This is a genomic window from Burkholderia sp. SIMBA_051, assembly GCF_046534915.1.
In the GTDB taxonomy this organism is placed as follows: domain Bacteria; phylum Pseudomonadota; class Gammaproteobacteria; order Burkholderiales; family Burkholderiaceae; genus Burkholderia; species Burkholderia ambifaria.
In genome coordinates, this window is sequence record NZ_JAWRXS010000167.1 from 1 (window position 1) to 292 (window position 292).

The following is a 292-nucleotide window of genomic DNA, read 5'->3' on the forward strand; positions in this document are numbered from 1 at the left end:
CGACGAAATAGAAAGGGCAGAATTTCAATATCAAACTGCGAGTGCATATTACGAAATCCGCCAGAATTTTTTCTCACTAAATCACGCTGAAAAAGCGATTCAAAGCTTTGAAGCACACAAAAACTACACAAACCGAGTCATAAAATGCACAATGCTTTTCGCAATGAACAAAGTTGACCTTCAGCAATGGAAAGAAGCAATTTCCCTATACGAACATGCCATACATATCGCTTCTCAAACTGATGACGGTCATTCCGAAGGCTTAGGTCATTTTAATTTAGGCATATGCTAT

Annotated in this window: 1 protein-coding gene; it reads left to right on the forward strand. The window is 38.4% G+C overall.

Annotated features, from left to right (window positions below; genetic code table 11):
- On the forward strand, window positions 1-292 hold a 292-nt coding region (locus SB771_RS34030; protein WP_410721920.1), incomplete at both ends, for a hypothetical protein.